This is a genomic window from Kitasatospora sp. NPDC057223, assembly GCF_042669755.1.
Taxonomy (GTDB): domain Bacteria; phylum Actinomycetota; class Actinomycetes; order Streptomycetales; family Streptomycetaceae; genus Kitasatospora.
In genome coordinates, this window is record NZ_JBHUWW010000064.1 from 21053 (window position 1) to 47953 (window position 26901).

The window sequence follows — 26901 nt, forward strand, 5'->3', positions numbered from 1 at the left end:
CCGTCAGCCGCGCCGCAGCGCAGCCCGGGCCGCCGCCTCGTCGGCGGCCCAGACCATCAGCCGCGGCCCGTCGGCGGTGTCCACCAGGGTGTACCGCAGGCCGGCCGCGGCCAGCAGGGCGGCGAGCCGCCGGGCCTCGTCGGCGTCGGCGGGGGAGGCGACCGCCACCAGCAGTCCGTACTCGTCCGGTGCGCCGGTGCGCGGGCGCCGCGCGACCAGGGACTTCCCGCTGCCGTACGTCCAGCGCAGCAGCAGGATCAGCACCGCGAGCACGGCGAACGTCAACAGCAGGTACGTCAGCGTCCGCATGGCCGGACCTCCCGGTAGGGCGCCCCGCCGGACGCAGATCACACCGGCCAATCTCACCACGGAGCCTGCGGGAGCGTTAGAGTCCGGCGATGAGCGGCGCGGCTCCGGGGACGACCCCTGCCCTGGGCCGCCCACAGGCACCGCCCAGCACCCCGGGGGGATCACCCGCTCCCGGCAGGGGACGGGGCGGACGTACCGGACCCGGGAGAGCAGTCATGAGCACCGTACCCAGCAAGCAGATCGCCGTCATCGGCGCCGGACTGATGGGCGCCGGCATCGCACAGGTCGCCGCGCAGGCCGGGCACCCGGTCGTGCTGCGGGACGTCACCGACGCGGCACTGCAGCGCGGTCTGGACGGCATCCGCGCCTCGTACGAGAAGTTCGTCTCCAAGGGGAAGCTCGGCGCCGAGGCGGCCGAGGCCGCGCTGGGCCGGATCACCACGACCACCGACCTGGGCGCGGTCGCCGACGCCGACATCGTGATCGAGGCGGTCTTCGAGCGGCTGGACGTCAAGGAGGGCGTCTTCCGGGAGCTCGACAAGATCGCCAAGGAGGGGGCGGTGCTGGCCTCCAACACCTCGGCCATCCCGATCACCCGGATCGCCGCCGCGACCGGGCGGCCCGAGTCCGTCGTCGGCGTGCACTTCTTCTCGCCGGTACCGCTGATGAAGCTGGTCGAGCTGGTGCGCGGCTACAAGACCAGCGACGGGACGCTGGCGGTCGTCCGGGAGTTCGCCGAGGGGGTGGGCAAGGAGGTGGTCGTGGTCAACCGCGACGTGGCCGGCTTCGTCACCACCCGCCTGATCACCGCGCTGGTCGTCGAGGCCGCGAAGCTGTACGAGTCCGGTGTCGCCAGCGCCGAGGACATCGACACCGCCTGCCGGCTCGGCTTCGGCCACCCGATGGGCCCGCTGCAGACCGCCGACCTCACCGGCGTGGACATCCTGCTGCACGCGGCGCGCAACATCTACGAGGAGACCCAGGACGAGAAGTTCGCCGCGCCCGAGATCATGGCGCGGATGGTCACGGCCGGGGACCTGGGCCGCAAGAGCGGCCGCGGCTTCTACCCGTACGACGCCGGCTGACCCGTCCACGGGCCGCGCCCCGCAACGGGCGGACCGGGTGGGCCGCGCATCGTACGGCCCGCCCGGCGCAGGACGGGTGAGTTTCCTCACGCAGGTGCCGCAGACGGGTGATTTGGGCGGTAATCGAGCGTAGGTATGGGCACTTCCTGCGTATATTCCCTCGGACGAGTGAAGTTGCTTCAGATCTGCCCGGGAACAGCAACCTGCGGAGCTGGTTCACCGTCAGATGAGGGGGAGCCCCGGCACGACGGCCGGGGTCCGGACGCGGGGCAGGTGCCCGTCCGGAACGGCCCGTCCGGCGATTCGGATTCGAGACCGGCAACCGGCGGTCGGCAACCCGGAACGGGTGGCCGGCGGCAGGCCGAAGCCCGTGGGCAGGCCTACGAGCGGAGGAGGAGAGCATGCGCATCATCGGTGACCACATGGCCCTGGCCCTCGAAGGCCACCTCGACGTGCGCAGCGCCGCCGACGTCAGGGTCCGGCTGCACCAGGCCGTCGACGGCGGGCAGGGCGACCTCGTCCTGGACCTCGGCCGCCTGGAGACCTGGGACGCCACCGGCCTCGGCGTGATCATGGGCACCCACCGCAGGGCCGGCCGGATCGGCCGGCGGCTCGTCCTGCGGTCCGTCCCCGCGCAGCTCCAGCGCCTCCTGGTGGCCACCCGGCTGCACCGCATCCTGGCCGTCGAGGGCAGTGTCTCGGACGCCCGCGGCGCGACCCTGCCCGGCCTCGGCCCCGTCGCCGGCCAGCCGATGGCAGCCCCTCTGCTCTGAATCTGCGCCGAATCTGCGCCGAACCTTCCCGGCTCGGATGCGAACGGGCCCGGCCGGGCACCCCGGCGCACTCCGGCGAGGGGCCGCGCTGCACGCCGGGGCACGAATGTGCGAGAGTCTGCGGTCAGGACACGGCCGCGGGGACCCAGTCTGCCCGCGCGGGGCCGGTCGAAGACGTCAGCGCCACGGCCGGCCCGGCCGGATGGCCGAGCATGGGCGGAGCGACACGTGGGACAGCCATCCGGTGAATTCCGGCAGGAGGGCGTGCGCCCGCGTACCGGCGAACTCGTCTCCGGCGGCCTGCTGGTGACCATCGGCACCGCCGACGGCTCCGAGGCCCGGCCCTGCCCCGACGAGTGGAAGCCCCGCCCGCGCCGCGCCCAGCGCGGCGAGCAGGGCCGCGCCGCGTTCGGCGCCGGCCGCGCCGTCGGCCCGCTCGCCCTCGGCTCCGCCGCCGACCTGCGGCTGCTCGACCGCGAGGCGGACGTCGCCCAGGTACTCGGCAAGCTCGCCGAAGGCCGCTCCGTACGCCTGGTCGGCCAGGCCGGATCGGGCCGCAGCGCCCTGCTGGCCGCCGTCGCCGAGGCCGCCGGCGAGCTGGCCCCCGACGGCGTGGTCCAGCTCTGCGGCCACCGCCGCACCGCCGCGGACCTGCTCCAGGAGCTCTTCGCCGCCACCCACCACGCACCCGGCTTCCGCCCCGACCGCCAGCAGCTCGCACGCCACCTCGCCGGCGTCGGCGCGGTCGTCGTGGTCGACGAGTTCGAGTCGGACGGCGAGGACCTGGAGGCCCTGCTCGCCGCCGCCCCCGACTGCGCCTTCCTGGTCTCCGTCGCCCCCGACAGCCCCGCCCTCGCCCTGGACTCCGGGCTGGAGGACCACCTCGTCGCCGGCCTCTCCCGGGCCGCCTGCCTGGCCCTCACCGCCCGGCTGGCCGGCCGCGCGCTGGACGAGGCCGAGCGGGCCTGGGCCGTCGACCTGTGGTTCGAGTCCGAAGGCCTCCCGCTGCGCTTCGTCCAGGCGGCCGCGCTGCTGCGCCAACGGGACGTCGCCGTGGACGCCCTGGTCGCCGCCGAGGAGGACCGGCGGGGTGTCTTCGGCGCCGTCCAGCCGCCCGTCCAGCACGAGGACCCGATGGTCCGCGAGGCCGAACTGCGGCGCACCGTACCGCTGCCCACCGTCGCCGAGAGCGCCGCGCCCGCGCTGCGGCTGGCCGACGGCCTCAGCGAGCAGGCCCAGGCCGTGCTGCGGCTCTCGGTGGCGCTCGGCGGCGAGTGCCCCACCGCACCGCACCTGCCCGCCCTGATCGACGTCGGCCAGGGCGAGAGCGCCCTGCACGAACTCGCCGACTGTGGCCTCGCCGTCTCCATCGGCGGGCACCACCGGCTCACCGCAGGCGCGTTGGAGCTCCTCGAACCGCACTGGCCGGCCGCCGGCAGCACCAACGGCGCCGCCACCCACTTCGCCTGGTGGGTCGGCCACAGCTCGGTCAGCACCGAACAGATCGCGGCCGAGGCCGAGGTGGTCATCGGCGCGATGCTCGCCGACCGGGACGCCGGCCGGCCCGAGGCCGTCCTGCGGCTCGCCAGGGCCGCCGCCCCGGCCCTGGCCCTCGCCCTGCGCTGGGGGGCGTGGGAGCGGGCCCTGCAGCTCGGCCTGGAGGCCGCCCGCGCGCTCGGCTCCAGTTCCGACGAGGCCTGGTTCCACCACGAGCTGGGCGTGTACGCGTTCTGCCAGTGGGCCCCCGAGCGGGCGGCGGCGGAGCTGGAAGCGGCGGTCGCCCTGCGGATGGCACTCGGCGAACAGCGCGGCAGCGCCGCCGCCCGCCGGATGCTCGACCAGCTGCGCACCGACGTCCGGCAGCTGCCGGCGGCCGACAAGGAGCTCCCGGCGGTCGTCCGACGCCCTGTCATCAGGGCCATCGCGCACGTGCCCTGGCGGTTCGGAATCGTCCCGGGCACCGGCGCCGCCGGTCGTCGCCGCACGGTCGTGGCCGCCTCGGCGGCCGTCCTCGCGCTGGGCGTCCTCGGGACGGCGGTCGGTCTGAGCGTGGCCGGCCAGGACACCGGCAGCGGTACGCCGTCGAGCCCGGCCGCCCCGGCCGACAGCGGCAGCTCCGACGCCGGCATCTACCTGCCCAGCCCCGGCGCCTCCGCCTCGGGCAGCACCTCGGCGCCGGGGAGCGACCCGGCCGCACCGGCGCCGACGGACACCGGCGGGAGCCCGTCGGCCTCCGCATCCGCTTCGGCGTCGGGCTCGGCTTCGGCATCGCCCTCGCCGTCCGGGTCGAAGAAGCCGACGAAGTCGGCGAGCCCGAGTCCGACCCAGGGGACGTCGTCCACGGCGCCGGTGCAGCCTCCGGTGCCGCCGCCTGTGGTGCCGCAGCCGACCCCCGGGCCGACTCAGACGGTGGCTCCGCCGGTGACTCCCACGCCCACGCTCACAGCGACGCCCACGCCCACCGTGTCGCCCACATCGACGGCGACAGCCACGCCGAGCGGTACGCCGACGCCGCCCTGACGGGTCAGAACAGCTTGAGCTTGTCGTCCTCGATGCCGCGCAGCTCGTCGTAGTCCAGGACCACGCAGCCGATGCCCCGGTCGGTGGCCAGTACGCGGGCCTGGGGCTTGATCTCCTGCGCGGCGAAGACGCCCTTCACGGGGGCGAGCAGCGGGTCGCGGTTGAGGAGTTCGAGGTAGCGGGTGAGCTGCTCGACGCCGTCGATCTCGCCGCGTCGCTTGATCTCGACGGCCACGGTGGCGCCGTCGGAGTCCCGGCACAGGATGTCGACGGGGCCGATCGCGGTGGGGTACTCGCGGCGGATCAGCGCCCAGCCGTTGCCGAGCACCTCCATCCGGTCGGCGAGGAGCTCCTGCAGGTGTGCCTCGACGCCGTCCTTGATCAGTCCGGGGTCCACCCCGAGTTCGTGGGAGGAGTCGTGCAGCACCTCCTCCAGCGTGATGATCAGCTTTTCGCCGGCCTTGTTGATGACCGTCCAGATGCCGTCGCCCTGCTTGAGCGAGCACGGTGGCGACATCCAGTTGAGCGGCTTGTAGGCGCGGTCGTCGGCATGAATGCTGACGCTGCCGTCGGCCTTGACCAGGATCAACCTGGTGGCGGACGGCAGATGGGCGGAGAGCCGACCGGCATAGTCGACTGAGCAACGGGCAATTACGAGACGCACGGTCGACCACGCTAGCCCACCGGGGCCGATTGATGCGATTCCGGTACGGCAGGGTGAAGAAACCGAGGAGACCGCGAACATGGAGGTTCGGCGGTCGGACAGGTTGCGTTCCGCACCCTGGCGCACTCAGCCAGTCACGGCTACGTTGTGTGACGGCGCGCTTGCGGATGAGGCGTCGACGGGGATGGAGGCCTGCGGTGGGAAGATCCGGCGGTATCCGGCCAATCTGCTTCGCAGGAGGACGATTCCTGGGGAAATCAGTTGATTCGCCTGTTCTGTCGGCCGATGGCTGACAGGCTGTTCTGAGCGGCTGCCGCCCCATCCGGCGGAGCCGACCCCGGGGTGACCAGACCTGTTCGTCCGACGGCCGGCCGTCGGATCGGATCCGCACCATCGACACCGCACCTCGATCGCAGCACAACCCTCACCTCAGCACTGCCCCTCGCAACCCGCCGCAGCCCGACCGTCGGGTATCACGGCGATCGCGAACCCCAATGATCGCGAGCCTCAACGATCGCCAACCGCAATGACCGCGAACTGCAACGACTGCGAACCTCGACGACTGCGAACCTCGACGACCGCCAACCGGCGATGACCGTGATTCGCGGTGATTGAGCACCGCAACGATCGCCAATCACAACGATCGAGATCCACCGAGCACGTCACGGCACCACCTGCACCACCTGCACCATCCGCACCAACGCACGACCACCCGGGCGCCGCGCACGGGTGGACCGCGAGAGGAGAACCCATGTCGCTCGACGTCTCACCGGCCCTCCTGGAAAAGGCCGAGCGGGGCGAGGTCGACGAGCGGGAATTCGTCGACTGCGTCCGCGTCTCCCTGCCGTACGCCTGGGACCTGATCAGTTCGCTGGTGGCCCAGCTGAAGGTCGACGGCACCGACTTCGCCGACAACCACGTCCCGCCGCCCAGCGAGCAGGCCCGCGGCCAGCTGCTGCGCGCCCTCGCCAGTGACGCGATCCGGGGGGCCCTGCAGCGGCACTTCGGCGTCCAGCTGGCGTTTCAGAACTGCCACCGGGTCGCGGTGTTCGCGCCCACGGAGAACAACGTGGCACGTCACCAGCGCTTCACCTCGGTCCGGGAGCAGCTGCTCAACCAGTCCGAGGAACTGCGGGACTGCTGACCTGTCTGCCTGCCTCCGGCAGGGAACAGGTCAGCAGACAGCACAGGTGGTCCGGGCCACCCCGCTCCTTCTCAGGCGCCGGTACGGCGCTGCGGAGGCGGGGCGGGGCCGCCCGGGCCACCGTCCGTCCGCGCCACGGTCGGTCTGCCATCGTCCGTCCGCGTCGAAGTCCTTCTGTGCAACCGTCGGTCCGGAGCACCGCTAGTCGGCCCTGGTCCGGCTGCCCGGAACGAGTAGCGGCAGGGGCGTCGGCACCCCGGTCCCGGTCCCGGCCCGGTCCCGCTCTCAGGACAGCTGCGGCAGCACCTCGGAGCCGAGCCGGGTGATGTTGTGCAGGATCGCCTCGCGGTTCCCGCTGCCCTCGGCGAGCAGGGCGAAGCGCCGGATGCCGGTGCGTTCGGCGGTCGCGAGCAGCTGGTCCGCGCAGTGCCGGGGCGTGCCGACGGCGTGCAGGTCGCAGAGCAGGGCGGTGTACTCGTGCGGGTCGCGCATCTTGCGCTCGCGGCCGTCCACCGTGCGGTGCGCGCCGAGCCCGTGCTCGAACCAGCCGGGCATCGACCGCAGCAGGGTCGCCCGCGCCGCCGCCGTGCCGTCCTCCACCTGGGCGACCCCGGCCGCCACGTGCTCGCCCTGGACTCTGGCGAGCTGCTCCTCGCCGCGCCCGCAGGCCCGCCAGGCCCGCCGGTACAGCTCCAGCATCTGCTGTTTGTCCTCGTCGCCGGAGTGCATGCCCAGCAGCATCGGCAGTCCGCGCTCGGCAGCCAGCCGGACGCCGCCGGGGGAGGTGCAGGCGACGACGACCGGCGGGCCGGCCTGGGCGGGGCCTCTGAGTGCCGGGGCCTCCGGGAGGAGGCCGTCGACCCGCTGCCGGGGCAGCCGGCGGCCGAGCCGGGCCGCCGTGGGCGGTTCGGGCTCCAGGCCCAGCCAGGAGGACAGTTCGGGGCGCCGGAGCGGTTCGTTCGCGCGCGGCACCACGGCGACCTCGGGGAAGTCGAACTGTGGCCCGGCGCCGCCGACCCGGGCCTCGCGCAGCCAGCGCAGCAGCAGGTCGAGGCGCTCGGGGAAGCCCTGCTCGTAGGCGTCGAGGCCGCTGCCGAAGACGTCGAGGTCGATCCACGGCCCGCCGCGCCCCACGCCGAGCGTGAACCGCCCGCCGGAGGTGAGGTGCAGCAGCGCGGCCTGCTCCCCGAGGGCGACCGGGTGGGCGGTCGACAGGACGCTGACCGCCGTGCCGACACCGATCCGCCGGGTGCGGCCGAGCAGCAGCGCGGCGAGCGTCGCGGCGTTCGGGCAGACCCCGTACGGGACGAAGTGGTGCTCGGCGAGCCAGACGCTGTCCAGCCCCGCGCGCTCCGCCGCCACGGCGGCGGCGACGGTGCGGTCCAGCACCTCGCCGTGGGTCTGGCCGGGGAACTGCGCGGACAGCAGGAAGGCGCCGACCCGGATCGCCTCGGTGGCAGCCGGGTGGCCGCCGCCGGGCTGGGTCACAGTCAGCGGCCCGGAGGCCGAACCGCTCACCGCCGGCGGTCCGGCGGGCGGACCGGGTGGCATCCTGGGCACGTGCGGCAACGACGGCCGGACACCGACGCGGTCCGGATCGGCCTCGGTGCGGGCGCTGGTCTTGGTCATGGGGCAGCCTCCTCGGGTGCGCGCAGGGTCTGCGGGCCCCGCCTTGTCACCTCGTGAGTAACCCATGTCATGTGCCAATGGCACGCTGATTCACCAATTTCCCGGAAGATCGGGTGGATCTCGCCGGAATCGCCGGAGTGTCGGGCGATGCCGTGGTAAAGCCACGACGGGTCGGGTACGGCCCGTACCCTGGAGGGGTTTCGAGCTTCGTCAGCCGAGCCCCTGCAGAGAGGTAGCCCGCCGTGTCCCCCCGCCGCAACCGGATCAGCAACCCCGACCGCGAGGAGCCCGGCCCGTCGCCGTTCGGCCAGTCGCTGCGGCGGACGGAGAGCTACCAGGGTGAGGAGTGGGTGGTGCAGACGGTGGCCGGCACCGCCGGACGCTACTACCGCTGCCCCGGCTGCGACCAGGAGATCCCGCCCGGGGTCGGGCACATCGTGGCCTGGCCGGAGTTCGGGGCCGGGGTGGACGACCGGCGGCACTGGCACCGGGCCTGCTGGGGTGCGCGCGAGCGGCGTGCCTCCAACATCCAGCGCGGGCGCGGCGCCCCTCGCTACTGAGAGCGGCGCCGCACCCGGTACGGACCGTCAGGCGTCCCGCTTCTTCAGTACCAGGGCGCCGCCGAGCAGGGCGGCCACCGTCCAGGCCAGGCAGATGGCGAATCCGGCCCACGGCCCGTAGGGCTGGCCGTCCTGCTCGAACACCAGCAGCATCCGGGAGCCCGCGTAGTCGGGGAAGTAGTGCGCGAGGGTCTTGACCTTCGGCACCGCCGAGAGGATCGGCGACAGCAGGAAGAAGAACGGCACCAGCACGCCGAGTGCCAGCGTCTGGTTGTGCAGCATCGCGGTGACGCCGGCCGAGAAGAGGCAGAGCATCGTCAGGTAGAGCGCCGCGCCGAACACGGCGCGCAGCACGTGCGGCTGGGTCAGGTCGGTGGAGTGGTCGCCGAGCAGGGCCTGGCTGAGGAAGAACGTGATGAACGCGGTGGCCAGCGCCACCGCGAGGGACAGCGCCCCGAGGACGACGGCCTTGCCGGCCAGCAGGGTGCCGCGTTGCGGTACGGCGGCCAGGGTGACCCGGATCATGCCGGTGCTGTACTCGTTGCCCACGGCCAGCACGCCGAAGACGATGATGGCGAGTTCGCCGAGGATGATGCCGGAGAAGGCGGTGCCGGTGGCGTCGAAGGGGCTGCCGTCGTTGCCGCCGAACTCCTCGAAGTTGTTGTTGGTGAGGAACGACAGCAGGGCGCCGAGGCCGAGGGTGACCACGAAGGTCAGGGCGAGGGTCCAGATCGTCGAGCGGACACTGCGGATCTTCGTCCACTCGGACTGCAGGATCGCGGGGAACGACGCCATCTCAGTTCTCCTCCTTCACCGTCGCGGCGGAATCCGGTTGCGTGCCCGGAGGCGGCTGCGTGCCCGCGCCCGGCAGAGCGCCCGCGTCCGGTTGCGTGCCCGGAGGTGTCTGCGCTCCCGCGCCGGGCTTCGGGCCGGAGCCCTGCCAGGCGGCGCCCCAGACCCCGGGTGCGCCGGCCGCGTCCACAGCGGGCCGTCCGACGGTGCCCCCCGCGTGGTACTCCACCGAGTCGGCGGTCATCTGCATGAACGCCTCCTCCAGGGAGGCCTGCTGCGGGCTGAGCTCGTGCAGGGTGAGGCCGGCGGCGGCGGCCAGGTCGCCGATCCGGACGGCGTCGCCGTTCACCACCTCGTACGAGCCGCCGGGCCCGCCCTCGGCGCGCAGGCCGGCGCGGTCGAGCACGTCCAGCAACTGCTCGGGGTGCGGGGTGCGGATGCGGACGGCGGTGCGGGAGTTCTGCCTGATGAACTCGGGCATCGACAGGTTGGCCAGCAGCCTGCCCCGGCCGATGACCACCAGGTGGTCCGCCGTCAGGGCCATCTCGCTCATCAGGTGCGAGGAGACGAAGACGGTCCGGCCCTCGGAGGCGAGCCGCTTCATCAGGTTGCGGATCCACAGGATGCCCTCGGGGTCGAGCCCGTTGACGGGTTCGTCGAACATCACGATCTCGGGGTCGCCGAGCAGGGCCGAGGCGATGCCCAGGCGCTGCCCCATGCCGAGCGAGAACCCGCGCGAGCGCTTGCGGGCGACGGAGGTGAGGCCGACCAGGTCCAGCACCTCGCCGACCCGGGCGGCCGGGATGCGGTTGCTCTGGGCCAGCCAGAGCAGGTGGTCGTAGGCGGTGCGGCCGGGGTGGACGGCCTTGGCCTCCAGCAGGGCGCCGATGTACTTGAGCGGCTCGCTCAGCTGGCCGTAGCGCCTGCCGTCGATGGTGACGGTGCCGCTGGTGGGCCGGTCGAGGTCGAGGATCATCCGCATGGTGGTGGACTTGCCGGCCCCGTTGGGGCCGAGGAACCCGGTCACCACGCCCTGCGGTACCCGGAAGCTCAGCCGGTCGACGGCGAGGGTGTCGCCGTAGCGTTTCGTCAGCTCGTGCAGCTCGATCATTCGGACTCCCTTACTCTCGGTCAGATTATGACAAATCGGACATAGAGCTGCATCGGCCGCGCGCGGCCCGGGTGGCACTACGGTGGGCGTCATGAACCGGCTCCCCACCGCACTGGCCGTCCGCGAGAGCGGCACCGGCACCCCGCTCGTCCTGCTGCACGCCTTCCCGCTGGCCGCCTCGATGTGGAGCGCCCAACTGGACGGCCTACCCGGAATGACGGGTACCGACGCACGCGTGCTGGCACCCGATCAGCGCGGCTTCGGCGGTACCGAGCTGGGCGGCGACGACCCCTCGCTGGATCTCGTCGCGGACGACGTCGCGCTGCTGCTCGACGCGGCCGGCATCGAGCGGGCCGTGCTCGGCGGCCTCTCCATGGGCGGGTACGTCGCGCTGGCCTTCGCCCGCCGCCACCCCGGCCGGCTCGCCGGGCTGCTCCTCGCCGACACCAAGGCCACCGCCGACACCGACGCGGCCCGCGCCAACCGTGAGCGGATCGCCGCCGTCGTGCTGGCCCGCGACAGCGTCCGGCTGCTGGCCGAGGAGCGGTTGGAGGACTCCCTGCTCGGCCCGGCCTCCGGGCATCTCGCCGAGCAGGTCCGGGCGCTGATCGCGGAGGCCTCGCCGCAGGCCGTCGCCTGGGCGCAGCGGGCGATGGCCGCCCGCGCCGCCACCCTGGACGTGCTGCCCGGCCTGCACGTCCCGGCGGCCGTCGTGGTCGGCGCGGCGGACACCGTGACGCCGCCGGCCGAGGCCGAGCTGATGGCCGCCGCCCTGCCGGACGCCGAACTGACCGTCATCCCGGACGCCGGGCACCTCAGCGCCATCGAGGCGCCCGAGGCGTTCAACGCGGCCGTCCGCGCCCTGCTGGCCCGGGTGGAGAAGGCGGCCCGCGGATGAGCGGGAGCAGCCCCGGCGACGACGCCAGAGCCGGCGCGCAGGAGCCGGCCGGGCCCGCCGGTGACCCGGCCGCCGGCTGGGACTTCTCCGCGCTGGAGGTGTCCGGGCGGATGCCCGTCACCAACTGCGGCGAGAAGCTGACCGAGCTGACCCTGGAGCCGCTCGGCGAGGACTACTGGCTGAAACCCGGAGAGACGTTCATCGTCACCTCCTACGGCGACCACGGGCTGAGCCACCCGTTCGAGGTGCAGTACTGGCCCGACTCCATCTCGGTCTGGTGCACCTCGTGGTTCGGGACGGTCTCCGACGACGACGGCAACCAGCTGAGCGCCGGTCACCAGCGCCCGGACGGGGCCTACCCGATCTGACCGCGCCGGGCGGGCCGAAGGGGGAGCCCGGCCGGGCTCCCCCTTCGGCAGCAGGTGGCTCAGCGGCCGAACGACACCGTGCCGGCGGGCAGCGTGAACCTGTCCACCTTGGTGGCGGCGTTGTTCAGGACGACCGCGCCGTTCTTGTAGCCGTCGACACCGAAGTCGTTGTCGTTGACGATGAACAGCTCGGCGGTGCCGTGCCCGGCCGGGCGCAGCGCCAGGCCCTCCAGCTTGCCGTTGTCCAGGCCGGCCGCGACCGCGTCGAAGACCAGCCGCTTGGTGCCGGGGACGACACCGGTGGTGTCGGCCGGGGCGACCTCCAGCGACGGGGTGGTGGCCGGGTTGTCCCAGACGCCGCCCAGCAGGTTGGTGGCCTTGCGCAGGTCGACCTCGAAGAGCTTGGTGAACGCGGTCGGACGGGCGCCGTCGCGCTCCTCGACCAGCAGGCGGTCCTGGCCCAGCCAGGTGATCGCCGAGGTGGCCCAGCCGCCGTCGGTGGCCGAGTCGGCCTCGCGGATGTTGGCGAACTCGCCGGTGACGGCCGGGGTGCGGTGGCCGATGTCGATCCGGAAGATCCGCTGCACCCGGGACTTCTTCGTCGACTTGGAGTCCGGGTTGGCGAGCGAGGTCTGCTGGGCGGCGTACAGGGTGCGGCCGTCGGCCGAGACCGTCAGGCCCTCCAGGCCCTTGTTGTTCTTCTGCTTGGCCTCGACGGCCGGCAGGATCTTCAGCACCTCGACGCCGGGTGCCTCGAACGCGGAGCCGGCCGGGACGAGGACCGTCTGCAGCACGCCGCGCGCGGAGAAGTGCAGGATCGAGGAGCCGTACTCGCTGCTGACCCAGAACGAGCCGTCGTGCGCCCGGACCAGGCCCTCGCTGTCGAGGCCGTACGGGTCGTTCGGCAGTACGTTGCCGTTGACGTCCACCGGGCGCTCGGCGGTCAGTGCGGCGGGCGGCAGGCCGGTCAGGAAGCGGGTGCCGGTGACCGGGTCCTGCTGGCCCTTCGGGACCTGCAGCGGGATCTGCTTGAGGATGTCGACGGAGCCGTCGTTGCGCAGCTTGATCTTGAGGATCCGCGGCGTGTAGTCGGGCTTCAGGAAGATCTTGTCGGTGTCCGACGGGGCGTCCGCGTTCGGGCCGCGGTCGGTGAGGGTCCAGAACACCCGGCCCGAGTCGTCGGCCGGGAAGAGGTCGCTGAAGCCGCCGAGGGAGAGGCCGGAGCCGCCGCCGAGCGGAGCCGGCGTCCGGTACGTCCAGGTGCCGTCGTGCACGGGGGAGGCGGTGGCCGCACCGGCGGTGGTCGGGGCCAGCGCGACGGCCGCGGCGGCGGCCAGGGGGAGAAGGCGAGAGATTCGCATGAGCACACAGCTTCGGTGCGCCGGCGGTGCGGCAGCCGGATTCGGACTGACGCACCGATGACCGGCCGGTGAACGCCCAGCACGACGGGCCCCCACCCCGGAGGGTGGGGGCCCGTCGAGGGTGCGTCAGCGCGACTGCTGGGCGGGCACGCCCAGGGCGTCGTCGGTCGGCAGCGTGGCGGCGGCCACGGCCGCGCCGGTCAGCGTGGCGAGCATCTCGCGCACGTTGGTCAGCTGCGCGTTGATGCTGTCGCGGCGGTTGGTGAGCGCCGCCAGCTCGCGCTCGGACTCGCTGCGGATCCGGTCGGCCTTGGCGTTCGCGTCGGCCACGATGTCCTCGGACTGGCGCTGCGCGGTCTCCACCGTCTGGCGGGCCCGGCGCTCGGCGTCGGTGCGGAGCTTCTCGGCCTCCAGGCGCAGCTGCTCCGCCCGGTGCTCGATCTCGGCGAGACGCTTCTCGGCCTTGGCCTGACGGGCGGCCAGGTCGCGCTCGGACTGCTCCCGGCGCTTGGCCAGGTTGGTCTCGAACTCCAGCGCGGCCTGCGCGGCCTTGGTGCGGGTGTCCTCGAAGAGGGCGTCCGCCTCCTCACGCTTGGTCTGCGCGTCCTTGTTGGCCTCGGCACGCAGCTGGGCGCTGTCGCTCTTGGCCTTGTCGACGATCCGCAGACCCTCGTCCTCGGCCTTGGCCTTGCGGTCCTTGGCGTAGTTCTCCGCCTCGGTACGCACCTGCTGCGAGGCCGCCTCGGCGAGCTCGCGGTGCTGCTCGGCCGCGCGGTGGGCCTCGTTGCGCAGGTCGGCGGCCTCCTCCTCGGCGAGGCGGAGGATCTTCTCCACCCGGGCGCCGAGACCGGCGTACGAGGGCTCGGACTCGGTGACCGCGGCCTGGGCGCTCTGGGTCTCCAGGTGGAGCTCCTCGATGCGCTTCTCCAGCGCACCGATGCGGGTCAGGGCGCTGTCACGGTCGGCCACCAGCTTGGTGATCCGCTCGTCGACCTGGGCGCGCTCGTACCCACGGCGCACCAGGTCGAAGCCGTGAGGGGAGTGACTGTCGCTCATGGGTTCTTGGGCTTCCTGTCGTCAAACCGCTGAGGTGGTTGAGGGAATCCTGACACGTTACCGGAGTGTCATCAGTGAAATGCCGATGCTTCGCGGACAATGACCGCTCAATCGGGTGGCGCCCCACCGGAGCGATTGCCACCCGAACGGGGAGCACCCACTCCCGCGCCGGCCTTGGGCGCACCGTCACGGCCTCCGGAGCCGCTGTTCTTGCTGTTCGTTCCCCCGTTGGCCGTTCCCCCGCCGGCTCCGCCGGTGGCCGCCTGCGCGACCGGTGACGGTGCCTCGAAAGCCTCCAGGGCGGACAGCACGTCCTGGACCCTGGAGATCTCGGTGTTGATGTCCTTGCGGCGCCGGACGAGTTCGTCCAGCTCGCGGCGGCCCTCGTCGGTGACGCGCTTCGCCTCGGTCCGGGCCTCGGAGCGCATCCGCTCCGCCTCCTCGGTGGCCAGGGCGATCTGCTCGTCCGCGCTGTCGCTCGCCGCCCGCAGGCGCTTCTCGGCCTCCGCCGAAGCGGCGTCGATCCGCTCCTCGGCCTCGTCCTGGGCCTGCTGCAGCCTGGCCTCGGCCTTGGCGATCAGCGCCTCGGCGCGGTCGGTGGAGTCCGCGAGCTTCTGCTCGGCGCCCTTGAGCAGGCCCTCGGCCTTGCGGACGGCCGAGATCCGGACCTTGCTGGCCTCCGCCGACGCCTCGGACGCCAGCTCGGACGCCCGCTCCTCGGCGGCGGCGACCAGTGCCGCCGCGCGTTCCTCGGCCTCGGCGACGGCCGCGACGGCCAGCTCCTCGGCCTCGGTCAGCTGCTCCTGGGCGGCCGTCACCAGCGCGTCCACCCGCTCGCCGGCCGACTTCATGGCCTGGGCGTTCTCCTTGCGGGCGCGCTCGTGCAGCGCCTCGACCTCGGAGTCGGTGCGCTCGCGCAGCTCCTCGGCCCGCTCGCGGATCGCGGTGGCGTCCCGGCGGGCCTCGGAGAGCAGCGCGTCCGCGTCCGTGCGGGCCCGCTCCACCTCGGCCTGGCCGGCCGCCTCGCCGACCGCGACCAGCCGGTCGGACTCCTTGCGGGCCGCCGCGACCATCGCGTCGGCCTGCTCCTCGGCGGCCGCGGTGGTGGCCAGCGCGGTCGTCCGGGCGTCCTCGCCGAGCGACTCGGCGTCGGCGAAGGCCTTCTCCAGGACGGACTGCGCGTGCTCGCGGGTGGCCCGGTCGAACTGCTCGGCCTGCTCGCGGGTCTCGTTGTCGTACGCCTCGGCGCGGGTCCGGGTGGAGGAGTCGTAGTCCTCCGCCAGCGAGCGGGTCGCCAGCGCGTACTCCTCGGCCTCGGCGCGCAGCCCGGCCGCGAGCTCCTCCGCCTCGCCGATGGTGCGCGAGGCGCGCTCCTCGCCCTCCGCGACCGTCCGCCGGGCCAGTGCGTCGGCCTCGGCGAGCTGCTGCTCGGCGGCCTGCCGGGCGGCTTGCAGCTCGGCCCCGGCCTCGGCCCGCAGCCGCTCGTCGTACGCCTGCGCCTCGGCCCGCCAACGGCCCAGCTCGGCCTCGGCGGCCTCCCGCTCGGCGGTCAGCCCCGCCTCGGTGCGCTCGCGCAGTGCGGTGGTCTCGGCGGCGGTCCGCGCCCGCAGCTCGCTGCTCTCACGCTCGGCGAGGACGCGCTGCTCGGTGCTCTCGCGCTCGGCGACGGCCCGCAGTTCGGCGCTCTCGCGCTCCGCGGTGTCGCGCAGTTCGGCGACGGCCCGGTCCGTCTCGGTCCGCAGCCGGGTGCTGTCGCGCTCCGCCGTCTCGCGCAGTTCGGCGCTCTCCAGCGCGGCCAGCTCACCGACCTCGGCGGCCTCCCGCTCGGCGGTCGCCCGCAGCTCGGAGACCTGCTGGGAGGCGGCCTCGTACATCCCGGCGACCGACTGGCGGACCTCGGCGGCCTCGTCCTCGGCGGTGGAGACCAGCTCGGCGGCCCGGCGCCCGGCACCCGCCGTCAGCTCCTCGGCCTCGGCGCGGGCCTGCTCCAGCCGCTCCTCGGCCTCGGCGCGGGCCTGCTCCAGCCGCTCCTCGGCCTCGGCCCGGACGGCTTCGGCCGCGGCACGGGTCTCGGCGGTCAGCGCGGCGGCCTGCTCCTGCGCCCCGGCGAGCTCCAGGGCGGCCTCCTCGCGCAGGCCGGCCGCCTCGCTCCCGGCGCTCTCCAGGGCCTCGGCGGCCTCCGCTCGCAGCCGGGCGGCCTCGCTCGCGGCTGCCTCCCGGACGGCGGCGGCCTCGGCGGCGGTGCGCTCAGCGAGTTCGGCGGCGACGGTCTCGGCCTGCTCGTGGGCGGCCTGGGCGGCGGCGAGTTCGGCGGCGGTGCGCTCGCGCTCCCGTTGGAGACCGGCGGCGGCCTCCTCGTGGGCGCGGCGGCTCTCCTCGCGGAGCGCGTTCGCGGCGGCCTCCGCCTCGCCGAGCAGCCTGGTGGTCCCGGCGTCGGCCTCGGCCCGCAGCTGCTCGGCGTCGGCCTCGGCGGCGGCCAGCAGGGCGGCGGCGGCGGTGTCCGCCTCCGAGCGGGTGCGCTGCTCGAACTCGGCTGCCTGGCGGCGCAGTTCCGCGGTCTCACGTTCGGCGGCGGCGCGGTTCTCGGCGGCGGCTGCCTTGGCCGCGGCGAGTGCGTCCCGGTGCTGCTGCTCGGCGCCGGCGGTGAGCTTCTCGGCCTCGGTCCGGGCCCGGGTGAGCGTCTGCTCGGCCCGGCCCTGCATCTCGACGGCCCGTTCCTTGGCCTGCTCGCGCAGCCGCCCGACCTCGTCGGCCGCGCCGGTGCGCAGCTCGTCCGCGTCGGCCTTGGCGCGGGTGAGGAGCTCCTCGGCGTTCTTCGCGGACTCCTCGATCTGCAGGACGGCCTGCCGGCGGGCCTCGCCGCGGACGCGCTCCGCCTCGGCGGCGGCCTGCGCCCGCAGCTCCTCGGCCTCGGCGCGGAGCCGGGCCGCCTCGTCCTGCATCTGCTGGACCTTCTCGCGGATGCCCGCGGCGTCGTCCAGGGCGGCGTTCTGGGCCTGCTCGACGGCGGCCCGGGCCTGCTCGCGCAGCAGCTCGGCCTCGGCGGCGGCCTCGCTGCGGATCCGCTCGGCCTCGGCGGCGGCCTCCGCGCGGGTCGTCCCGGCGTCGCCGTCGGCGCGGGTGAGCACCTCCTCGGCCGTCTTGGCGGCCTTGGCGAGGTGCACGGTGGCGTCCTTGGCGCCCTCGGCGCGGCCGGCCTCCTGGGCCTCGCTGCGCAGCTGCTGGGCGGCCTGCTCGGCCTGGGCGCGAAGCTCGGCGACGTCACGTTCGGCGGCGGTGCGCAGCTCGGCGATCCCGGCCTCGGCCTCCTCGCGGAGCTGGGTCGCGACGCTCTCGGCGGCGCCGCGCAGGCGCTCGCTCTCCTCGGCGGCGGCGGCCCTGGCCGCGTCGGCCTCGGCCTTGGCGGTGGCCGCCTCGGCCTTGATCCGATCGGTCTCCCGGGTGGCGTTGGCGACCATCCGGGCGATCTCGGCGCGGGCGGTCTGCGAGCGCTGCTCGCTGGCGGCCTCGCCGCCGGCGACGAGCCGCTCGACGGCGGCCTCGGCGTCGGCCTGGAGCTGCTCGGCGGCCTGCTCGGCCCGGGCGCGCAGCTCGGCGGCCTCCTGGCGGGCCCGCTCGGCCTCGGCCAGGGCTTCGGCGCGCAGCCGCTCTATCTCGGCCTGCGCCTGGGCGAGGGCCTCGGCGGCCCGGGCCTGGTCCGCGACGACCTGCTCCTTGAGCCGGCCGATCTCGGCCTGGGCGGCGGCGAGCTGGTGCTCGGCGGCGGCCTGGGCGCCGGCGATCTGCTGTTGGGCCTCGTTGGCGGCGGTGCCGCGCAGTTCCGCGGCCTGGGCGCTGGCCTGCTGGGCCTGCTCGGAGGCGGCGCGCAGCAGGCGCTCGGCGTCGGTCTGGGCGCGGTGCAGGGCGGCTTCGGCGGCGGCCTGGGCCTCGCCGCGGGCGGCGTCGACGTCGGCGGCGGTCTGCGCGCGGGCGTGGTCGGAGAGGGCGGCGGCCTCGGCGCGGGCGGCGGCGATCAGCCGTTCGGCCTCGGCGCGGGACTCCTGGAGCAGGCGCTGGGCCTCCTGCTCGGTGCCGGCGCGGGTCTGCTCGGCCCAGGAGACGTTCTCGTTGACGTGCCGCTCGGCGCTGCGGCGCAGTTCGGCGAGTTCGTGGTCGAGCTGGCGGCGGCGGTCGGCCAGCTCGGCCTCCAGCCGGGCGGTGCGGTCGGCGGCCTCGGCCATCAGCCGCTGGGTGGCGGCCTGGGACTCGCGCAGCTGGCGTTCGGCGTCCGCGCGCAGCTGCTGGGCCTGCATCTCGGCGTTCCGCAGGAGCTGCTCGGCCTGGCCGGAGACGGAGTCGAATGCGCGTGGCTGAGCGAGCTGCCGACGGGATTCGTGCAGCTTGGCCCGGAGCACCTCCACCTGGTAGGCGAGGTCCTCGGCATGCTCGACGGCCTTGTCCCGCTCCTTGCGAGTCCGATCCATGTCGGCCTCGAACTGGGAGAGGTGATCGTCAGCCTCGTAGCGGTCGTAGCCCCGCACTCCGCGGTCCCATCCATCTCCTGGTCGCGTCCTCGACCCGGCCGCCCGGTTGCCCAACACTGTCCGGGATCCGGTCCGACTGGTCCTTGCATCCGCAGCCGGTGGACGACCCCCCGTCCTGCTGGGGCCGCCCGCCACGGTCGGAGTCCTGGCCGGTGGGACGCGGTGGTTCCGCGCTCCTCCGTCCGGGTGGACTCCTGGGCGAACTGTTGCCTTGTGGAGAATGGTGACAGATCCGGACTGCGACTGTTCAGTCGCGCCCGCGTTGTGGACTCCCCTGGCGGCGCCGCGACGCGACAGACCGGTGTTCGACCGGCCTGACCCGCTTTCGGCCGTGCCCGTCCGGCCTCGTCCTCCCCGAGGTCTTCGCGCACCTGGGCATTGTAGTGGTCGCGCAGCACGGGGGAATGGCCACGTCGGGGTTTTCGGGCCGGCCGCGAGGTTACCGGCGGGTCATCCGGGCGGCGGCACCCGCCCGGGGCGGTGGCGGCCCCGGTGGCGCCACCGGGGCCGGCCGGCCGTTCTCAGTGCCCCTTGGCGGCCGAGGTGACCAGCTCGGTCAGTACCCCGCCGCAGTCCTTCGGGTGCAGGAAGGTGATCCGGGAGTCCATCGATCCGCGTCGCGGCTCGTCGTAGAGGACGCGCACGCCCTTGCCGCGGATGTCCGCCGCCTCGGCGTCCACGTCCGCGGTGCCGAAGGCGATGTGGTGCACGCCCTCACCGTTCTTGGCCAGCCACTTGGCGACCGTGGAGTCCTCCCGGGTCGGCTCCAGCAGCTGGAGGTAGGAGGCGCCGCCGTCGCCGGTGTCGTTGATCTTCAGCATCGCCTCGCGCACCCCCTGCTCCTCGTTGACCTCACTGTGGAAAACCTCGAAGCCGTACGTGGACCGGTAGAACTCGACCGTCTTGTCGAGGTCGAAGCAGGCGATGCCGATGTGGTCGATGCGGGTCAGCACTGCGGGCCTCCAGGGGCGCGGCGGACGGGGAACTGCCTGAGGGAGTGCCCCCACAGTGCAGCGCATCAGCCGGGGGGCGCGCCAGAGCGGAGCGTGCGAGCCTGCTCACAGTGCGCGGCGGAGCTCCGCGGACGCGGCGGCGGCGCCCCTTCCGGGGGTCCCGCCACGCCCGTCCCCGGCGATTCACCCGCGGCCTGCTGACACGGTGTTGACCGCACAGTGCCAGTGCCCCTGATCACACCGTCGCCTCGGTGACGGGCGGGTTACGGGTCAGTACATTGAGCGCATCCTCACACCTGGCCACGACGTGCGAAGGGGCCCGTCCCATGACCAACACCACCTCTGTGATCGTTGCAGGCGCACGCACCCCGATGGGCCGGCTGCTCGGCTCCCTCAAGGGCTTCTCGGGTGCCGACCTCGGCGGGTTCGCCATCAAGGCCGCCGTCGAGCGCGCCGGGATCACCGGCGAGCAGGTCCAGTACGTGATCATGGGCCAGGTGCTGCAGGCCGGCGCCGGCCAGATCCCCGCCCGGCAGGCCGCCGTCAAGGCCGGCATCCCGATGAACGTCCCCGCGCTGACCATCAACAAGGTCTGTCTGTCCGGCCTGGACGCCATCGCGCTCGCCGACCAGCTGATCCGCGCCGGTGAGTTCGACATCGTGGTGGCCGGCGGCCAGGAGTCCATGACGAACGCCCCGCACGTGCTGCCGAAGTCCCGCGAGGGCTACAAGTACGGTGCGATCGAGATGCTCGACGCGATGGCGCACGACGGCCTCACCGACGCCTTCGAGAACATCCCGATGGGCGAGTCGACCGAGAAGCACAACACCCGCCTGGGCATCCCGCGCGACGTCCAGGACGTCATCGCCGCGCGCTCCCACCAGCGCGCCGCCGCCGCCCAGAAGAACGGCGTCTTCGACGCCGAGATCGTCCCCGTCGCCATTCCGCAGCGCAAGGGCGACCCCGTCCTGTTCAGCCAGGACGAGGGCATCCGCGCCGACACCACCGCCGAGTCCCTCGGCAAGCTGCGGCCCGCCTTCACGCGCGACGGCACGATCACGGCCGGCACCTCCTCGCAGATCTCCGACGGCGCCGCCGCCGTGGTCGTGATGAGCCGGGCCAAGGCCGAGGAGCTGGGCCTGAGCTGGATCGCCGAGATCGGCGCCCACGGCAACGTGGCCGGCCCGGACAACTCGCTCCAGTCGCAGCCGTCGAACGCGATCCTGCACGCCGTGGCCAAGGAGGGCATCACCGTCGGGGACCTCGACCTGATCGAGATCAACGAGGCGTTCGCCGCCGTCGCGCACCAGTCGATGAAGGACCTCGGCGTCACCGAGGAGAAGGTCAACGTGAACGGCGGCGCCATCGCGCTCGGCCACCCGATCGGGATGTCCGGCGCCCGCGTGGTGCTGCACCTCGCGCTGGAGCTCCAGCGGCGCGGCGGCGGCACCGGCGCGGCCGCGCTGTGCGGTGGCGGCGGCCAGGGCGACGCGCTGATCGTGCGCGTCCCTCGTGAGCAGAGCCCGAAGGCCTGACAGGCCCCGAACGCCTGACGTACCGTCTTGGGCTGCGAGCCGCACCACCGGCTCGCAGCCCACCCGTCTTGGACCCTCCGGAGGGCCCTGGGCGGCGAGAACCGCGGCCCGAACGAGGAGTGCCCCCTGATGGTCGATGTGCCGACACTGGTCGAGCAGGCCCGGGCGGGCCGCCCGCGCGCGGTGGCGCGGCTGATCTCGCTGGTCGAGAACGGTGCCCCGCAGCTCCGCGAGGCGATGGCCGCCCTGGCGCCGTACACCGGGCAGGCCTACACCGTCGGGCTCACCGGCTCGCCCGGCGTGGGCAAGTCGACCTCGACCTCGGCCCTGGTCTCGGCCTACCGCCGGCAGGGCCGCCGCGTCGGTGTGCTCGCCGTCGACCCGTCCTCGCCGTTCTCCGGCGGCGCCCTGCTCGGCGACCGGGTCCGGATGCAGGAGCACGCCACCGACCCCGAGGTCTTCATCCGCTCGATGGCCACCCGGGGCCACCTCGGCGGGCTCTCCTGGACGGCGCCGCAGGCGCTGCGGGTGCTGGACGCGGCGGGCTGCGAGGTGATCCTGGTGGAGACGGTCGGGGTGGGCCAGTCCGAGGTGGAGATCGCGGCCCAGGCCGACACCACCGTCGTCCTGCTGGCCCCCGGGATGGGTGACGGGATCCAGGCCGCCAAGGCCGGAATCCTGGAGATCGGCGACGTCTTCGTGGTCAACAAGGCCGACCGCGACGGCGCCGACGCGACCGCCCGCGAGCTCAACCACATGCTCGGCCTCGGCGAGGCCCGTGAGGCCGGCGCCTGGCGCCCGCCCATCGTGAAGACCGTCGCGGCCCGCGAGGAGGGGATCGACGAGGTCGTCGACGCCCTGGACAAGCACCGGGCCTGGCTCGCGGAGAGCGGCGAGCTGGCCGTCCGCCGCCGCCGCCGCGCCGCCGACGAGATCGAGGCGATCGCCCTGTCCGCCCTGCGCGCCCGGATCGGCGACCTGCACGGCGACCGCCACCTGGACGCCCTGGCGGAGCGGGTCGCCACCGGCGAGCTCGACCCCTACGGCGCCGCGGACCAGCTGGTCTCCGGCCTCACCGGAGCCTGAGCGGCGGCGCTCCGGCCGGACGGCTCAGGACCGGCCGCGCAGGCCGCGCAGGTGGTCGGCGATCGGGGCGAGGGCGGCGTACATGGCGTCGATCTGCTCGGGGGTGAAGCGGTCGATGAAGTGGGCGCGGACGCTGCGGACGTGATCGGGGGCGATCTGCTGCATGGTGTCCCAGCCCTGGTCCGTGAGGTGGGCGTAGAGGCCGCGGCGGTCGCCCGGACACTCCTGGCGCAGGACCAGGCCGGCGCTCTCCATCCGGGTGATCTGGTGGGAGAGGCGGCTCTTGGACTGGAGGGTGGCGGTGGCCAGGTCGGTCATCCGCATCCGCCGCTGGGGTGCCTCGGAGAGGACGACGAGGATCTCGTAGTCGTTGATCGCGAGGCCGTGCGGCTGGAGTTCGCGGCCGAGCTGGTAGTCCAGCAGCTTGCTGACCTCCAGGTGGGCACGCCAGAGCTGCTGCTCCCGGGTGGTGAGCCAGGGCGTCTCCTCCTCGGGCCGCTGGTGCGGCTGCGAGGAGGAGACGTCTGCGGCGGCGGTGGTGTGCGTGTCCATGGGACCAGCATAGCCCGTTTAGTTAAACGTTGTACAAAAGTTGGGCTGCCATCGGCCGCCACCGGCTGCGGGGGTCAGAGGCCGAAGCGCCGCCCGAGGTCGCCCAGGTTACCCAGGCCCGGGATGTTCACGTTCGGCAGCTGCTGCCCGCCGTGGGCGCCCTGCTGGTGCGGCACCCCGCTGCCGGGCACGCCGGCCTCCGCGTGCACCACGCCCACGGAGCGGTCCGCCATCAGCACCTCGCTCGACTGCAGCAGCACCTGGCCGGCCCCGATGAACTCGAACTGGTGCTCCTCGCCCGACGCGCCGCCCACGCCGGTCAGCCGGCGCAGACCGCCGAGCAGGCCGTGCATGTACGCCTCGTCGTAGTGGTGGCACGGCGCCGGGCAGTCCGCCCAGCCCACCAGGGCCTGCGGGTCGACCCGGATCGGCGGCTCGACGAAGTGCACCGGGCCGTTGGACGCGGCCACGAACTTGCCGGTGCCGATCAGCGTCAGGAAGCCCGGGATGATCGACTGCTTCAGCTGCAGCGTCGGCTCGAACGCCAGCAGGTTGCCGGAGCGCACCGTCAGGTTGCCGGCCTCCAGGTCGTACGAGTTCAGGTCGAACGCCCGGTCGGCGAGCAGCATCTTGCCGCGGCCCTCGGCGACCACCCAGTCCGAGGCGTGCAGCGGCGAGTTGAAGTGCCGTCCGAGCATCCGGTCGACCGCGCCCGCGCCGACGCCCTTGAAGTTGATGTCGCCGTAGTAGGCGATCATCTTGCCCTTCTGCAGGAAGTACGACCCGTTGAGCTCCACCGAGAAGGCGTACGGGTTGACGTTGTCGTTGACCGGCAGGCTGTGCACGTCGTGCACGACCGGGCCGGAGCCGTCCTGCGCCTTCGGCAGCGGGGCCTGCGCACCGCCGAACTGCTCCTGCGCGTAGTTCTGCTGCTGCTGGGGCGGCGGCGGGTACCCCTGCTGCTGCGGGTAGCCCTGCGGCGGGGGCGGCGGGTACCCCTGCTGGGGCGGCGGGGGGTAGCCCTGCGGCTGCCCGTACCCGGGCGGCGGGGCGCCGTACCCGGGCTGGGTCGGCTGGGCGTACGGCGGCGGCTGCTGCCCGTACGGGTCGGGCTGGCCGTACGGCGGCTGCTGAGGCGGGTAGGACATCAGAGCTTCTCCTCGCTCGCCTGCACGTACACCATTCCGTGCCCGGACAGCTCCAGCTGGAACGCCTCGCCCGAGCCGCGTCCGACCATGTCGCGCCAGCCCAGCGCGGTGGACAGCTTGTTGCGGACGTCGCCGCGGTGCGCGACGTACGCCTGCGGGTCGACGTGGACGGGCTGGTTGGGGGTGATCGGCAGCTCGATGACGCCGCCGTGCGCCATCACCGCGACCGCGCCGTGGCCGTCCAGCTTGGTGGTGAACAGGCCCTGGCCGGTGACCTGGCCGCGGACCATGCCCATCACGCCGCCCTGCTGGCCCATGAACATGGTGGACTGCTGGAGCGAGCCGTCGAAGGCCAGCAGGCGGTCCGCCTCGACGTAGAGGGTGTCGCCGGTCAGGTCGATCACGTGGATGTTGTGGCCGCCGTGGCCGAACATCACGGACCCGTGGCCCTCGACGGTCATCAGCGGGGTGTCCTCGTTGGCCACCCGGCGGCCGATCATCGACATCACACCGCCCTGGCCGCCGGTGAGGTTCGGGGTGAAGGTCACCTCGCCCCGGTAGGCCAGCATCGAGCCGCGCTGGCTGAACACCCGCTGGCCGGGGACGACCTGGGCCTCGATCATCTTGTTGTTGATCTTCGCGAACGGCATCAGACGTCACCCCCGACGGTCAGCTTCTCGGAGGGCTGGACGTAGACCAGGCCGTCGCCGGCGAACTCCACCTGGACGGCCTCACCGCCGCCCTCGCCCATCATGGTGGTCCAGCCCGCGCCCGACTTCAGGCTGCGGTTGAGGTTGCCCGTGTGGGCGACGTACGCGCCCGGGTCGACCCGCAGCGGCATCCCCTGGGAGACCCGCAGGATGATCGCCGGGCCCCTGGAGGTCACGGCAGCCCAGCCGTGACCCTCGACCTTGGTGGTGAACAGGCCGTTGCCGGACGAGATTCCGTTGAGGCCGGTGAAGCTGGTGCCGGTGTGCAGGGTCGCCTCGGTGCACAGCAGGTTGTCCGACTCGACGTAGAGCGTCTCGCCGTTCAACCGCACCAGGTTGATCTCGGTGGCCGCGTCGGCGAAGTAGCAGGTGCCCTGCCCCTTCGCCTCCATGACCACCATCTGCTCACCGGTGAGCCTGCGGGTGACCATGCCGCGTAGGCCGTCACCGCCACCGGACAGTTTTTTGAAGGCGATCTGGCCGGTGTACGCGACCATCGAGCCGTTCTTGGCCTTGACGGCGTCGCCCGTCATGTCGACGGCGAGCACCTTGGATCCTTGGAGTCGAAACTGTGCCACCGGCTGAATGTAGCGGGCCCGGGCGGCTTCGGGGGAGAGGGGAGGTGACTTCTGGTACCCAGCCGGGACAAACGGCGGCCCGCGCCGCCGGCCGGGGGCCGGGTCAGACGTGGGCGGGCGCGGTGTCCGGCGCGGTGCCGGCCGCCTGCTCGACCTCCAGCAGCGAGGCCGAGTGCCGCTCCGCCTCGAAGGCCACCAGGCCGCCCCGCAGTCCGAACAGCCGCTTGGAGAGCAGGATCCAGAGCACCGCGATGACGTTCAGCACCAGCGTGCCGATCTTCAGCGTGCTGACGTGCTCGGTGAGTTCGTAGACCTCCAGGGGGAGGAAGGCCGCGGTGGCCACCACCGTGAGGTACTCGGCCCAGCGCCGGCCCCGCCACAGCCCGACCGCCTCGACGATCTCGATCAGCGCGTAGAGCAGCAGCGCGAGCGCCACGATCACGAGCGTCCGGTGCTCGTAGTCGAAGGTCTTGCGGATGGTGTCCACGACCGGCGAGTGTTCGAGGTCCCAGTGGAAGTGGTCGGTGACCGGCCGGAAGACCGACAGGTTGTCGTCGAACAGCCGGCGCATCGAGTCCTGGCTGTTCGAGAACTTCCACACCGCCCACGCCGCGACGACGACGAGCAGGCCGCGCAGGAACCGCTCGACCGCGAGGAAGCGCAGGATGAACAGGTCGCGCAGGGCCTTGCCGCGCGGCACCAGCGGCGCCTCGTCGGCCGGCCCGGAGCCGTGCGGCTCGCCGAGCGCGAAGTCGCCGCAGCGCAGGCAGCGCCACACGTCGCCGAGGGCGGTCGTGGCGTGCAGGCGGCTGCGCAGCACGGGCTCGTTCGGCGCGTACGTGATGTGGCCGCGCCGTGAGCACGTCCGCCGGTTCCAGTCGGGCATGAACATCTGCTGATCCCCCGTGCTCGGTGCCGGCCCCGGTCGTGGGGCCGCGCGGCAGCAGGATAGAGGCGGCCGGGGGCGTGCGGCGCGTGCGGCGCGGCTTCTGTGGCGTGGCTGTGACGCGCCGGGGCGGGGCGGGCGGGGGTTGTGAGCTCGGGCACGGCGGGCCCCCCGGAGGCCGCCCGGGCAGCGGGCTCGGTGATAATGGACGACGGGCTTGTGATCCGATTCACAAGAGACCCTCGCGCCCCGCCCGCCCCCGCCGCAATGAGGTATCGATCGTGAAGACCAGCAGCGCCGTCCACCGCCTGCGCCTTGTCTCCGGCCCCGAGGGCCTGTCCTTCATCCTGCTGCTGGTCTGCTCGGTGCTGAAGCGGACCACCAGCTTCAACGCCGTGCCGGCGATGGGGATGATCCACGGGGCCCTGTTCGTCCTGTACGTGGTCTTCCTGATCCTGGCCTGGCAGCAGCAGAAGTGGGACGTCAAGCGCGGCGGCCTGCTGTTCCTGCTGTCCGTCCTGCCGACCGGCGGCTTCTTCGCCGAGCGGATGCTCGCCAAGGAGGAGCGCGGCGAGTACCCGGCCGCCGCCGAGCGCGAGCCCGCCGCAGCCTGACCGGCCGACGCGACGGTGCCGGGGCCCCTCCAGCGGGCCCCGGCAC

The 26901-nt window shown here is 73.5% G+C and carries 24 protein-coding genes; 10 read left to right on the plus strand and 14 right to left on the minus strand.

The window, feature by feature from the left end; genetic code table 11:
• Nucleotides 1–3 precede the first annotated feature (3 nt).
• Nucleotides 4–309, minus strand: a complete 306-nt coding sequence (locus ACFUK0_RS22355; RefSeq protein ID WP_380252852.1) for a hypothetical protein — start codon at nucleotides 307–309, stop codon at nucleotides 4–6.
• Nucleotides 310–524: 215 nt separating this feature from the next.
• Between ACFUK0_RS22355 and ACFUK0_RS22360 the strand changes: the two genes are divergently transcribed.
• The 3 genes from ACFUK0_RS22360 to ACFUK0_RS22370 all read left to right on the plus strand — a co-directional run bounded on the left by ACFUK0_RS22360 (nucleotide 525) and on the right by ACFUK0_RS22370 (nucleotide 4687).
• Nucleotides 525–1394, plus strand: a complete 870-nt coding sequence (locus ACFUK0_RS22360; protein WP_380252854.1) for a 3-hydroxyacyl-CoA dehydrogenase family protein — start codon at nucleotides 525–527, stop codon at nucleotides 1392–1394.
• A 401-nt stretch (nucleotides 1395–1795) separates the two neighbouring features.
• A complete protein-coding gene (locus tag ACFUK0_RS22365) occupies nucleotides 1796–2167 on the plus strand; it encodes an STAS domain-containing protein (protein ID WP_380252856.1) in 372 nt (123 codons plus the stop codon).
• Nucleotides 2168–2431: 264 nt separating this feature from the next.
• A complete protein-coding gene (locus ACFUK0_RS22370; RefSeq protein WP_380252858.1) occupies nucleotides 2432–4687 on the plus strand; it encodes an ATP-binding protein in 2256 nt (751 codons plus the stop codon).
• Between the two features lie 4 nt (nucleotides 4688–4691).
• Here ACFUK0_RS22370 and nucS read toward each other — a convergent pair whose 3' ends face one another.
• A complete protein-coding gene (gene nucS, locus ACFUK0_RS22375) occupies nucleotides 4692–5351 on the minus strand; it encodes an endonuclease NucS (protein ID WP_380252860.1) in 660 nt (219 codons plus the stop codon).
• A gap of 751 nt (nucleotides 5352–6102) precedes the next feature.
• On the opposite strand from nucS, the gene ACFUK0_RS22380 reads away from it, so the two are divergent.
• Entirely contained in the window at nucleotides 6103–6495 is a 393-nt protein-coding gene (locus tag ACFUK0_RS22380) for an SCO5389 family protein (protein ID WP_380252862.1), read from the plus strand.
• A gap of 285 nt (nucleotides 6496–6780) precedes the next feature.
• On the opposite strand, the gene ACFUK0_RS22385 is transcribed toward ACFUK0_RS22380, so the two are convergent.
• The gene (locus ACFUK0_RS22385) at nucleotides 6781–7941 is read right to left on the minus strand and encodes an LLM class flavin-dependent oxidoreductase (RefSeq protein WP_380252900.1); all 1161 of its coding nucleotides are present in this window, start codon (nucleotides 7939–7941) and stop codon (nucleotides 6781–6783) included.
• A 425-nt stretch (nucleotides 7942–8366) separates the two neighbouring features.
• Between ACFUK0_RS22385 and ACFUK0_RS22390 the strand changes: the two genes are divergently transcribed.
• Entirely contained in the window at nucleotides 8367–8684 is a 318-nt protein-coding gene (locus ACFUK0_RS22390; RefSeq protein WP_380252864.1) for an ATP/GTP-binding protein, read from the plus strand.
• A gap of 27 nt (nucleotides 8685–8711) precedes the next feature.
• Here ACFUK0_RS22390 and ACFUK0_RS22395 read toward each other — a convergent pair whose 3' ends face one another.
• Together ACFUK0_RS22395 and ACFUK0_RS22400 are read right to left on the minus strand one after the other, a co-directional pair.
• Entirely contained in the window at nucleotides 8712–9479 is a 768-nt protein-coding gene (locus ACFUK0_RS22395; RefSeq protein ID WP_380252866.1) for an ABC transporter permease subunit, read from the minus strand.
• A gap of 1 nt (nucleotide 9480) precedes the next feature.
• Complete coding sequence (locus ACFUK0_RS22400; protein WP_380252868.1) at nucleotides 9481–10587, minus strand: ABC transporter ATP-binding protein; 1107 nt, start codon at nucleotides 10585–10587, stop codon at nucleotides 9481–9483.
• A gap of 91 nt (nucleotides 10588–10678) precedes the next feature.
• On the opposite strand from ACFUK0_RS22400, the gene ACFUK0_RS22405 reads away from it, so the two are divergent.
• Nucleotides 10679–11485 (plus strand): alpha/beta fold hydrolase, encoded by an 807-nt coding sequence (locus ACFUK0_RS22405; RefSeq protein WP_380252870.1) that lies wholly within the window; start codon nucleotides 10679–10681, stop codon nucleotides 11483–11485.
• Nucleotides 11482–11853 (plus strand): hypothetical protein, encoded by a 372-nt coding sequence (locus ACFUK0_RS22410; protein WP_380252872.1) that lies wholly within the window; start codon nucleotides 11482–11484, stop codon nucleotides 11851–11853. The genes ACFUK0_RS22405 and ACFUK0_RS22410 overlap by 4 nt, the downstream gene beginning before the upstream one ends.
• 59 nt (nucleotides 11854–11912) lie before the next feature.
• Here ACFUK0_RS22410 and ACFUK0_RS22415 read toward each other — a convergent pair whose 3' ends face one another.
• The 4 genes from ACFUK0_RS22415 to mce form a co-directional block, all read right to left on the minus strand.
• A complete protein-coding gene (locus tag ACFUK0_RS22415) occupies nucleotides 11913–13214 on the minus strand; it encodes an esterase-like activity of phytase family protein (protein WP_380252874.1) in 1302 nt (433 codons plus the stop codon).
• A 126-nt stretch (nucleotides 13215–13340) separates the two neighbouring features.
• Nucleotides 13341–14270: a cellulose-binding protein gene (locus tag ACFUK0_RS22420; protein ID WP_380252876.1), complete on the minus strand. Its 930-nt coding sequence runs from the start codon at nucleotides 14268–14270 to the stop codon at nucleotides 13341–13343.
• Between the two features lie 107 nt (nucleotides 14271–14377).
• Nucleotides 14378–18733 (minus strand): hypothetical protein, encoded by a 4356-nt coding sequence (locus tag ACFUK0_RS22425; protein WP_380252878.1) that lies wholly within the window; start codon nucleotides 18731–18733, stop codon nucleotides 14378–14380.
• Between the two features lie 581 nt (nucleotides 18734–19314).
• Entirely contained in the window at nucleotides 19315–19746 is a 432-nt protein-coding gene (gene mce, locus ACFUK0_RS22430; RefSeq protein WP_380252880.1) for a methylmalonyl-CoA epimerase, read from the minus strand.
• Nucleotides 19747–20072: 326 nt separating this feature from the next.
• Here mce and ACFUK0_RS22435 point away from each other — a divergent pair, with 326 nt between their 5' ends.
• Both ACFUK0_RS22435 and meaB read left to right on the plus strand, forming a co-directional pair.
• Nucleotides 20073–21281, plus strand: a complete 1209-nt coding sequence (locus ACFUK0_RS22435) for an acetyl-CoA C-acetyltransferase (RefSeq protein WP_380252882.1) — start codon at nucleotides 20073–20075, stop codon at nucleotides 21279–21281.
• Nucleotides 21282–21410: 129 nt separating this feature from the next.
• Entirely contained in the window at nucleotides 21411–22367 is a 957-nt protein-coding gene (meaB, locus tag ACFUK0_RS22440; RefSeq protein WP_380252884.1) for a methylmalonyl Co-A mutase-associated GTPase MeaB, read from the plus strand.
• A 24-nt stretch (nucleotides 22368–22391) separates the two neighbouring features.
• Here the strand turns inward: meaB and ACFUK0_RS22445 are convergent, their stop codons facing one another.
• The 5 genes from ACFUK0_RS22445 to ACFUK0_RS22465 all read right to left on the minus strand — a co-directional run bounded on the left by ACFUK0_RS22445 (nucleotide 22392) and on the right by ACFUK0_RS22465 (nucleotide 26247).
• Nucleotides 22392–22919, minus strand: a complete 528-nt coding sequence (locus tag ACFUK0_RS22445) for a MarR family winged helix-turn-helix transcriptional regulator (protein ID WP_380252886.1) — start codon at nucleotides 22917–22919, stop codon at nucleotides 22392–22394.
• A gap of 74 nt (nucleotides 22920–22993) precedes the next feature.
• Nucleotides 22994–23806 (minus strand): AIM24 family protein, encoded by an 813-nt coding sequence (locus tag ACFUK0_RS22450; RefSeq protein ID WP_380252902.1) that lies wholly within the window; start codon nucleotides 23804–23806, stop codon nucleotides 22994–22996.
• A gap of 260 nt (nucleotides 23807–24066) precedes the next feature.
• Complete coding sequence (locus tag ACFUK0_RS22455) at nucleotides 24067–24717, minus strand: AIM24 family protein (RefSeq protein WP_380252888.1); 651 nt, start codon at nucleotides 24715–24717, stop codon at nucleotides 24067–24069.
• Complete coding sequence (locus ACFUK0_RS22460) at nucleotides 24717–25355, minus strand: AIM24 family protein (RefSeq protein WP_380252890.1); 639 nt, start codon at nucleotides 25353–25355, stop codon at nucleotides 24717–24719. The genes ACFUK0_RS22455 and ACFUK0_RS22460 overlap by 1 nt, the downstream gene beginning before the upstream one ends.
• 103 nt (nucleotides 25356–25458) lie before the next feature.
• A complete protein-coding gene (locus tag ACFUK0_RS22465; protein WP_380252892.1) occupies nucleotides 25459–26247 on the minus strand; it encodes a DUF2127 domain-containing protein in 789 nt (262 codons plus the stop codon).
• A 275-nt stretch (nucleotides 26248–26522) separates the two neighbouring features.
• Between ACFUK0_RS22465 and ACFUK0_RS22470 the strand changes: the two genes are divergently transcribed.
• Entirely contained in the window at nucleotides 26523–26855 is a 333-nt protein-coding gene (locus ACFUK0_RS22470; RefSeq protein ID WP_380252894.1) for a DUF3817 domain-containing protein, read from the plus strand.
• Nucleotides 26856–26901: the final 46 nt, after the last annotated feature.